This is a genomic window from Azohydromonas sp., assembly GCF_035325925.1.
In the GTDB taxonomy this organism is placed as follows: Bacteria; Pseudomonadota; Gammaproteobacteria; order Burkholderiales; family Burkholderiaceae_C; genus Calidifontimicrobium.
The window spans coordinates 1-9,107 of record NZ_DAOKZA010000079.1 but is presented as its reverse complement, the minus strand read 5'-3'; the positions used below and the strand labels follow the sequence as shown (position 1 = coordinate 9,107).

10 protein-coding genes are annotated in these 9,107 nt (G+C 70.2%); 1 reads left to right on the top strand and 9 read right to left on the bottom strand.

Annotated elements, in window-relative coordinates:
* Window positions 1-188, top strand: a 188-nt coding sequence (locus tag PKC53_RS17935; RefSeq protein WP_324431126.1) for a hypothetical protein, incomplete at its 5' end; no start/stop codon positions are given.
* Between the two features lie 24 nt (window positions 189-212).
* On the opposite strand, the gene PKC53_RS17930 is transcribed toward PKC53_RS17935, so the two are convergent.
* The 9 genes from PKC53_RS17930 to PKC53_RS17890 all read right to left on the bottom strand — a co-directional run bounded on the left by PKC53_RS17930 (window position 213) and on the right by PKC53_RS17890 (window position 9,059).
* Complete coding sequence (locus PKC53_RS17930) at window positions 213-710, bottom strand: hypothetical protein (RefSeq protein ID WP_324431124.1); 498 nt, start codon at window positions 708-710, stop codon at window positions 213-215.
* Between the two features lie 16 nt (window positions 711-726).
* The gene (locus tag PKC53_RS17925; protein WP_324431122.1) at window positions 727-2,925 is read right to left on the bottom strand and encodes a tetratricopeptide repeat protein; all 2,199 of its coding nucleotides are present in this window, start codon (window positions 2,923-2,925) and stop codon (window positions 727-729) included.
* Window positions 2,926-3,076: 151 nt separating this feature from the next.
* Window positions 3,077-3,232 (bottom strand): hypothetical protein, encoded by a 156-nt coding sequence (locus PKC53_RS17920; RefSeq protein ID WP_324431120.1) that lies wholly within the window; start codon window positions 3,230-3,232, stop codon window positions 3,077-3,079.
* A gap of 79 nt (window positions 3,233-3,311) precedes the next feature.
* Entirely contained in the window at window positions 3,312-3,554 is a 243-nt protein-coding gene (locus PKC53_RS17915) for a hypothetical protein (RefSeq protein WP_324431118.1), read from the bottom strand.
* Window positions 3,555-3,667: 113 nt separating this feature from the next.
* Window positions 3,668-4,408, bottom strand: a complete 741-nt coding sequence (locus PKC53_RS17910) for a hypothetical protein (protein ID WP_324431116.1) — start codon at window positions 4,406-4,408, stop codon at window positions 3,668-3,670.
* 7 nt (window positions 4,409-4,415) lie between these two features.
* The gene (locus PKC53_RS17905; protein WP_324431114.1) at window positions 4,416-5,729 is read right to left on the bottom strand and encodes an FAD/NAD(P)-binding oxidoreductase; all 1,314 of its coding nucleotides are present in this window, start codon (window positions 5,727-5,729) and stop codon (window positions 4,416-4,418) included.
* A gap of 27 nt (window positions 5,730-5,756) precedes the next feature.
* Window positions 5,757-6,068 (bottom strand): class I cytochrome c, encoded by a 312-nt coding sequence (locus tag PKC53_RS17900; protein ID WP_324431112.1) that lies wholly within the window; start codon window positions 6,066-6,068, stop codon window positions 5,757-5,759.
* 358 nt (window positions 6,069-6,426) lie between these two features.
* A complete protein-coding gene (locus PKC53_RS17895) occupies window positions 6,427-8,235 on the bottom strand; it encodes an AMP-dependent synthetase/ligase (RefSeq protein WP_324431110.1) in 1,809 nt (602 codons plus the stop codon).
* The gene (locus PKC53_RS17890) at window positions 8,232-9,059 is read right to left on the bottom strand and encodes an ABC transporter ATP-binding protein (RefSeq protein WP_324431108.1); all 828 of its coding nucleotides are present in this window, start codon (window positions 9,057-9,059) and stop codon (window positions 8,232-8,234) included. The genes PKC53_RS17895 and PKC53_RS17890 overlap by 4 nt, the downstream gene beginning before the upstream one ends.
* Window positions 9,060-9,107: the final 48 nt, after the last annotated feature.

Sequence of the window (9,107 nt, the reverse complement as noted above, 5' to 3'; positions counted from 1 at the left end):
GTCCTCGACGTCTGATCCGGCGATCTCGTCAAGAGGGTCTTCGGGCCACGCTTACCGTGCTCCTGGCTGCCCAGCCCGAACTGGTCACGCCGGTGCTGCAGGTGGTGCGGCGCGTGGTCACGGGACACATCGCCTGGATGGCGCCAAGCTCAAGACGGATCAAGGCCACGGCCGCACCGTCACGCTGATCCAGCGCTTCGGGTCGGGGGCGCTCAATCCAGCGTCAGCCTCAGGTGGGTGTCGACGTTGTTCTGGAAATAGATCGAGAACCTTTCCGGCCTCATGTAGCTGGGGCAGACCGCGAGTTCGTCCAGGGTGTTTTCCCAGCGCCGGAACTTGTCTTGCGAGACGCAGAATGTCCGCCGCGTGCCGGTGGTTTCGTTCCCCCGCCCGATGTCGCGCACCGGATACGTCGCGGTCACCCAACGATTGCCCTGCGGGTATTGCAACAACAAGAAGCCACTGTTCTGCTCTTCGCGCTCGATGATCTCGGTACACCCCGGCTTCAACTCGAACCAGCCGTCGATGCGCCAGGTCGAGTAAGGCATCAGGGTCTGGAAATTCATGTGCCAGAAGTTCTGCACGATGGCGTAGGTGTAGGTTTTCCCGCTGCGGTTGCAGACGGTGAACTTGGCGTGGGCGTCGGGCAGCGACGAAAACGCCAGGCCACAGGCAAGCAGGCCACCGGCCAGATGGCGTGAAAAGCTCATGCGGGTTCCCCGATGTTCATGTCTTGAAATAGGTCGCGTACCAAGGCTGCGCGCGCGGATCGCCCACCCCCTTGGCCAGCTCGCACAACTCCCAAGGAGCTGGCGTTTCCGCCCATATCGACGGCTCAAGGTACTTGCCCATCAACACCCAGCGCCTGCTGGCGGGATGGCTGTACAGTTCCAGCGCCCACGAGGGGGTCTGCGCATGGCCGCTGGCGCGCACGAAGCCTGATCTTTCCAGACTGCTTCGATAAGAGGTGTCCCTGGCGCAGACCGGGCTCACCCGCAGGCCCTGCGCATCGACGCCGTCGTTCGGATCCGAGGTCGCCGCCCCGCTCCAGTGCACCATCATCGAGTCGCAGGTCCGCTCCGCCCCGCGCGTGCACTCGAGGAAAACGCTGGCATCCCGGCGTGAGTCGATCGCGTGATCCCAGTCCATGCGCCGGTCGTCGTACCAGACCTTCGTCGGTGGGCCCATCAGGCTGGGCACCTGGTCTTTGGGCAGGTCGAGCAGCCTCAGCAGGCGCTCTGCGGGCGCGCGGGCCCGCACGAACGCTGCGCCCTCCGGGCCCGTGACGGTGAAGCCGTTGATGAAGCCCGTCGCCGCCCGATAGCTGACCTCGAACTTGCCGTTCGCCCAGAAAAGCTCGGTCGAAGCCGTGCTGGCGTCGATGCGCTCCGGCTCGCCGAAGACGCGGATCGCCTCGCCGTACGACGCGCCGAAGCGCAGGCCCGCGAACACGTAGGGCGATTCCGCCTGGCGCGGGTGCGGGGTCGCGTCGGCCAGGCTGTTGCCGCACAGCCCGCGGACGCAGGTCGTGCCGGGCAGCACGACGTCGCTGCGCGCCAGCGCCGCCTGGGCTTCCGCCACGCCCGCCTTCGCCGCGCGGGCTAGGAGCTTGCGGCCCCGGATGATGTCCTGGGGAATGCCCTGGCCACGCCGCAGCCGCTCGCCTGCCAGATACGTCGCATAGGCGTGGCGGCGCTTGGCCGCTTCGAGGAAATGCGCGGTGGCCGCGGCGTAGTCCTGCGGGCCGCCGCGCCCGTTCTCGTGCATGAAGCCGCGCAGGCTGTGGGCGTTGGCATCGCCCGCCTTGATGCCGGCCTCCAGGGCCGCGACGGCCTGCGCGTCGCTGGCGGCGGTCCGGTCGTCGAGCAGCAGGTCGGCCCATTGCGCGTGCGCGGGGCCGTAGTCGAGGTCGGCGGCGCGCTTCATCCAGCGTCTGGCTTCAGCCCGGTCCAGCGCGACGCCGCGCCCGTTGCCGTAGGCGAAGCCGAGCACCATCATCGCGCCTGGCGAACCGGCGTCTGCCGCGCGGCGCGCGTAGGGCAGCGCCCGTCCCGGATCGGCGGGCATGCCCAGGCCGTGATAGAGCACGTACGCGGCGACGTGCCCGGCCTGAGGCACGCCACTCTTCATGGCCGCGTCCGCTTCACGCAGCGCCGCCGGTCCGTCGACGGGCGTGCCCCAGCCGTTGGCGAGGAGGCGCGCGAGCAGATACTGGCCGTGACCGTTGCCCTCGCGTGCGAGGCCTTGCGCCCAGGCGACGACGGCCTCCTCGTCGCCGATCGTGCCGAGTTGCTCGCGCGTGAGCCGTGGAATGTGCACCGCGAGTTTGGCGAGCGTGCGGGCGCGCAGGGCGGTCGGCGCTTGATCCGTCGCGGCGAGCGTCAGCGTCGGCTCGGTCTTGCGCGTGGCGAGGTCCTTGAAGAAGGCCAGCACGCGCGCTTCGTCGCGCGAGTTGAGCGTGTAACCGCCGGCGACGCCGGGCGGTTGGGCGGCGATGCCGTGTGCCTCCGCCAGCGCAAGGGTCGAGGACTGGCTCAGCGGTTCAAGCAGCAGGAAGTGCCCGGCGTCGAGACGCACCAGCGCGTAGCCCTGCGTCGTATCGCCTAGCCTTCGCCAGTGGAGTGCGTAGTGCGTGCCGCCCAGCGGCAGGAAGTGCACGTGCGTCGGTGGCAAAGCGGGCTCGTCGCCGTCCGGCATGAGGGCCAGGTGCTCGACGAGGTATCGGTTCGCGCCGGTCTTGACGAAGCGCAGCGTGAGCGCGCCGCCTTTCTGCGCGTCGAGTCTGCCCTGGAAGATCGCGCCGTCGGCGAGCGGTGCGGTCGCGGTCTCGTGCGCCGGGCGGTAGTCGTCGGGCAAGCTGTAGCGTTCCAGCACGCAGCCGGCGAGCAGCCATGGCAACAGCAGGATCAGCAGCCAGCTTTTCATCGTGTGCCTCCCTTGCAGGCCACGGCCCCACAGTTCCACGTGTGGGCGTGGAGGGCGTCGCGGCAGCTCGCGTCGTGGAATTCGGTGTCGCCCCATGCGGTGGGGTCGCGGCAGGCCAGCGTACCGGGCGTGAGGCGTTCGGGCGCGGGAATCAGCGCGGCGAGTCAGGCGGTGACGCGTGGGCGCAACGCTCGCCCGCGCCGACATTGCGCGAGGCGTCGGCATGGGCGTCGCAGGCGTCGCCGCCGAACGGGTCGAGCCACGTGTTCTCACCGACGAAGGCGCTGGCGCGCTTGGCGGCGAGCACGACGGCGCTGCGCAAGCGTGTCGCCCTGGCGGGTCGGCCGCTGCTGCGCTGACGCCGGCGCGGCTGCGCCCGGCAGTGCTCAAGGCAGTTGGGACCGCGCGCGGCAGTCGACGCTGTCGGCGGCGCCTGGACCGGCGTGGCAGACGTAGACGGTGCGATCGTTCGAATCGAAGAACCAGGCGAACGCGACCCCGTTCGACGACGAAGTGCCCATCGGCGTGAGCGCGTTGCGCACGTCGATGCGGCCCTGCTGCGCCCAGGCGTGCAGCGCCAGCCCGCCCAGCAGGGCGCCGGCCAGCAGCGCGGTGTCGACCTTGCCCACCTCGGACTCCAGGTGACCGGTCGCCGGAAAGGGCGACGCCGGGCGGCGCAGTCTAGCCGTCGCCCGTGCCGACGTCGCCTTCGCCGCGGGCCGTCACCGGCCGGGCCCGCGCCCTATTGCGGCAGCTGGCAGCTGCCGTCGCCGCCGTCGCGGATGTAGTGGTCGGTCGAGAGTTTCGCGTTGGCGGCCGAGATGACATTCGTGCCGGCCGCGAGGAAGACCGGCGTGTGCGGCTGCAGCGCGCTCAGTTGCGTCAGCGGCACGCCGTTGACCGACACGTCGAGCAGGAAGCCGCCGTTGTCGAACAGGTGCACGTAGGGCTGCGCCCGTCCGGTGGCCGCATTCCAGGCACAGCCCGGCGTGACGGTGGCGTAGGACTTGCCACTGGCGGCGTATTCGAGCGTGCCGTCGGCACTGAAGGCGTTGCCCGAGGTATCCGGCAGGCTGCACTGGCCGGCGTCGACGCTGTAGGCATAGCTGTCGGCGGTCTTCCGGTTCAGCGCCACGACGACGGTGTGCTCGCCCTCTTCGAGCCAGACCTCGGCGGCCGGGTTCGCGGTCGTCAAGGTGGCCACCGCGCCGCCGTCGAGCGACACGGTGGCGCTCACATTGCGCTTGGGGTTGAAGAGCCCGGCCTCGACCATCGGCCTGGACGTGCCGGTGGCCGGGTCGGTCGCGCAGCGCACGGCGCCCGAGGCGAAGGTCTTGCCGCTGGAGCCGATCTGCACCGTGGTGGCGGCCCACGACGATGCGCCCGTTGCCAGCGCGGCCGCGAAGCACGCGGCGAGCGCGCGTTGTTGTCCATGCATGGGGGTCTTCCTCCTGAATTGGTTCTCGATGGGTGGGATGGGCATGGGCGCGTCAGGCGAAGGTGTCGCTCATCAGCGTCTTGAACCACTTGCCCATCTTGCCGAAGTTGTCGCTGCTGGCCGCCTTGGCCTCGGTCGCCGCCGCACTGCCGGTGACCTGGTCGCGGATCACCATCGAGCCGGTGGCCGGGTCGTACTGGTAGACCGCCGTGAGCCACGACGCCAGTGTGCTGCTGACCGGCGAATAGCAGGCCGAATTGGCGGTCGGCATCGGGTCGGGTGGCTGGAAGTTGAAGGCCCGGATGATCGCGTCGGCGCAGATCTTGCCGCCCTGGTTGCCGACATGGCCGGCCTTGGGCAGCGTCGTGCGCGACGAGTCGCCGACGACGTGGATGCCGGGCAGCTGCGTCGACTCGAAGCTGCGCACGTCGACGGCGGCATACGGCACGCTGGTGGCATTGGCCAGTCCCGCGGTCTGCACGATGGCGCCGGCGCGGTGCGGCGGGATCACGTTGAGCACGTCGGCCTTCACCGCGTGGCTGGCGTTGCCGGCGTCGAGCAGGGTCACCGTGCGCGAGGCCGAATCGACCGAGGCGACGCGCATCGACGGGTGGTATTCGAGGATCGACGGCCCGTACAGGGTGTCGAAGGCATGGCCGAAGCTCTCGGCCTCGGCCGTGATGCCGGCGTTGGCGTCGAAGACCATGACGCGGGCGCCGGGCTTGTTGCGCTTCAGGTAGTCGGCCACGACGCAGGCGCGCTCGTACGGCCCGGGCGGGCAGCGGTAGGGCTTGGGCGGGATCGTCATCACGAAGGTCTGGCCGGGCTGCATCGCCGCGAGCTGCTGACGCAGCTGTTCGGTCTGCGGTCCGGCTTCCCAGGCGTGCAGGATCGTCGCCGGCACCGTCGGCTGGCCGGTCTCGGGCACGGCGTCGAACTGCACGCCCGGAGCCAGCACGACGCGTTCGCCGTACAGCGTGGACAGCACGCCGCCGGTCGAGACTGTGAGCTTCCAGGTACCGCCCAGGCCGCCCGGCTCGATGCCGACGACGCGGCCCGTCACCTGCTTGATGCCGTATTTCTTCGTCAGCGTGCCGTAGCCGAAGTACAGGCTCGACATCGACATCTGGCCCGTCACCACGAGGTTGCTCATGATGTTGGAGGTGTAGCGCGTGGCCTGCTCGACCAGCGTCACGGCGACGGCGTTGCCGCCCCACAGGCGCAGGTATTTGGCGACCGCGGCGCCGGCCATGCCGCCGCCGACGACGATCACGCGACCGACGGGGGCCGCGTTCGCCGACAGCGGCCACAGCGCGGCCAGCGAGGCGCCGCCCAGGGAGGAGACGAAACTGCGTCGGTTGAGCATGGGCATTCCTGCGTGTTCGGTGGTCATTCAGGGCTTGGGCAGCTTCGAGAAGTAGTCGGCGATCTGCCACAGCTGCTCGCTCGTGTAGCCCGAGGCATGCGGATACATGATGTTGTCGCGCAGCCGCTTGCGGCGCATGTCGTTGAGCTTGTCGAGCATGTCCTGGCGCGAATCGCCGGCCAGCGCATCGAAGCTGCCGTTGACGCCGTTCGTGCCGTGGCACTGGAAGCACCCCGAGGCCAGCAACCGGCCCGGGTGCTGCAGCAAGGTGGACTGCGCCTGCACTGCCGGCGCCAGCAGGGCGGCGGCGAGCGCGAGCGCGCGATGGGCTGTTTTCAAGCTGGGTCTCCTCGTTCAGGCGGATCGCCCGTGATCAATCCTGCATTACCAATAGGGGTAGAGGTACACGCCGGTTGCAAGCGATGCAAGCGCTTGTGACGGGGCGCGCCAGGCGGGGTGACGCGTTGCGGCGGCGCCGCTTCAGGCGAAGCTGGCGAACATACGCAGGCCAGATGAAGCCAAGCTGAAGTTTCGGCCCGGCGGTCGACCCACCCCCGAGCGGCGCGCCGCTCGCGCAACCGCCGGCCCTCGCGCACAACGACTCGACTTCGGCATCGACGCCGCCAGCGCCCGTCGTCCCACCGACCGCAATCGATGGGGCGATCACGGACCCGTGGCGGTCCGGCGCACGGGGGCCTCAGCGGTACAGCGCCTCGATCTCGTCGGCGTACAGCTTGTAGATGCTCGCGCGGCGCACCTTCAGCGTCGCCGTGACCTCGCCGTCGTCGTGGTCGAGCTCCTTCGTGAGCAGGTGGAAGCGCTTGATCTGCGACACCGGCGCCAGCTGCGCGTTGCCCTTGTCGACCTCGGCGGCGATCAGCTCGCGCACCGGCGCGGCCTCGACCAGCGAGCGAAAGTGCGTGTACGCCAGCCGCCGCGACTCGGCCCACTTGCCCACCGTCTCGGGGTCGATCTGGATCAGCGCGCCGGCGTACTTGCGCCCGTCGGCGACGACGATGCACTCCTTGATGAACGGGCTGGCCTTCATCGTGTTCTCGATCTCCGACGGCGTCAGGTTCTTGCCGCCGGCGGTGATCATGATGTCCTTGAGCCGGTCGACGACGCGCAGCCGCCCGGCGCCGTCGGCCTGCACCACGTCGCCGGTGTGCAGCCAGCCGTCGCGGATCGCCTCGGCGGTGGCCTGCGGGTTCTTGTAGTAGCCCTGGAACACCATCGGCCCGCGCAGGCACAGCTCGCCGTGCTCGGCCACGCGCGCCTCGACACCCAGCGTCGGCTCGCCGACGGTGCCGATGGCGACGCGGTCGGGGTGCTGGCCGGTGACCATGCCGGTGCTCTCGGTCAGCCCGTAGACCTCGACCAGCGGCACGCCGAGGGTGCGGAAGTAGCGCACCACCGCCGGCGGGATCGGCGCCGCGCCGGTCAGCGCGATGCGCGCGCGGCGCAGGCCGATGAAGTTCTGCAGCGCGCGGAACACCAGCAGGTACGCCACCGCGAAGCGCAGCCGCTCGCCGGGCGTGCGCTGCGCCGCCGACTTCTCGGCGAACGGCTCGCAGGCGCGCAGTGCCCAGGCGTACAGCGCGCGCTGCAGCGCGCCGGCCTCCTGCATCTTGATGCTGATCGCCGAGTGCAGCTTCTCCCAGATGCGCGGCACGCCGAGGAACATCGTCGGCGCCACCTCGCGCAGGTCCTCCTGCACGGTGCGGATGCTCTCGCCGAAGTTGACCATCGAGCCCAGGTACAGCGGCGCGAAGGTGGTCAGCATCTGCTCGGCGACGTGGCACAGCGGCAGGTAGCTCAGGTGCGTGGTGTGCGCGTCCAGGCCCAGGCGGTCGACGATGCCGGGCACCACGCCGCGGATGTTGGCGTAGCTGATCATCGCGCCCTTGGGCTTGCCGGTGCTGCCGCTGGTGTAGATCATCAGCGCCAGGTCGGCCAGCGTCTGGCGCTGCAGCACGCCGTCGACGAAGGCCGCCTCGGCGGCGGCGCGCTCGGCGCCCAGCGCCTCGACCGCATCGAAGGCGACCACGCGCTCGCGGTGCTCCGGCGGCGTGTTGCGCAGCCCCTTCTTCTCGCACACCACGATGCGGCGCAGCCGCGGCAGCTGCGGCAGCGCCTCGAGCACCTTGTCGGTCTGCTCCTGGTCCTCGCAGACGACGACCTCGACGTCGGCGTGCGCCAGCACGTAGGCCACCTCGGGCGTCGGGCTGGTCGGGTACACGCCCACCGTGACCGCGCCGACCAGCCCGGCGCCCATCTGCGCCAGCACCCACTCGATGCGGTTCTCGCTGATCACGCCCAGGTGCGCGCCCTCGCCCAGGCCCAGCGCGCGCAGCCCCAGGCCCACGTGCAGCGCGCGCCGGTGGTACTGCGCCCAGGTGATCGGCTGCCAGATGCCGAAGTCCTTCTGGCGCAGCGCGACCGCGTCGGGGCGCACACGCGCCTGCTCGCGCAGCATCTGCGGCAGGGTCTTCTCGGGCAGCGTCACGACAGCCAGCGCTTGCGGCGCTTGTAGTGCTTCAACTCGCGGTAGCTCTTGTGCGTGTCATGGCCGCCCATGCCCAGGTAGAACTCGCGCACGTCGGCGTCGGCGGCCAGCTTGTCGGCGCTGCCGTCGATCACCACCTTGCCGGTCTCGAGGATGTAGCCGTAGTGCGCGATGGCCAGCGCCACCGCGGCGTTCTGCTCGACGAGCAGCATCGACACGCCCTGCTCGGCGTTGATGCGCGCGATGATGGTGAAGATGCTCTCGACGAGCACCGGCGACAGTCCCAGCGACGGCTCGTCGAGCAGCATCAGCTGCGGGCGCGCGATCAGCGCGCGGCCGATGGCCAGCATCTGCTGCTCGCCGCCCGACAGGTAGCCGGCCAGGCCGCGGCGGCGCTCGTGCAGCCGCGGGAAGTACTCGTAGACCAGGTCGAAGTCGGCCTTCGCGGCGGGGCGGCCGGCCAGCGCGTAGGTCGCGGCGACGAGGTTTTCCTCCACCGTCAGGTCCTCGAACACGCGCCGGCCCTCCATCACGTGGAACAGGCCGGCGCGCACCAGCCGGTGCGGCGCCAGCGCGGCGGTGTCGGCGCCGGCGAAGCGGATCTGGCCGCGCGGCATCTCGCCGTCCTCGAGCGCGAGCAGCCCCGAGACGGCCTTCAGCGTGGTGCTCTTGCCGGCGCCGTTGCTGCCCAGCAGCGCGACGACCTGGCCGCGCGGCACGGCCAGGCTCAGGCCGCGCAGCACCTGCACGGCCTTGTTGTAGACCACCTCGATGTTGTTGACCTCGAGGATGGCCCCGACAGGCGACGCCGGCTGCACGCTCACGCCGCGCTCACTTGTCGACGGTGATCCAGTCCGACGCCGGCACCATCT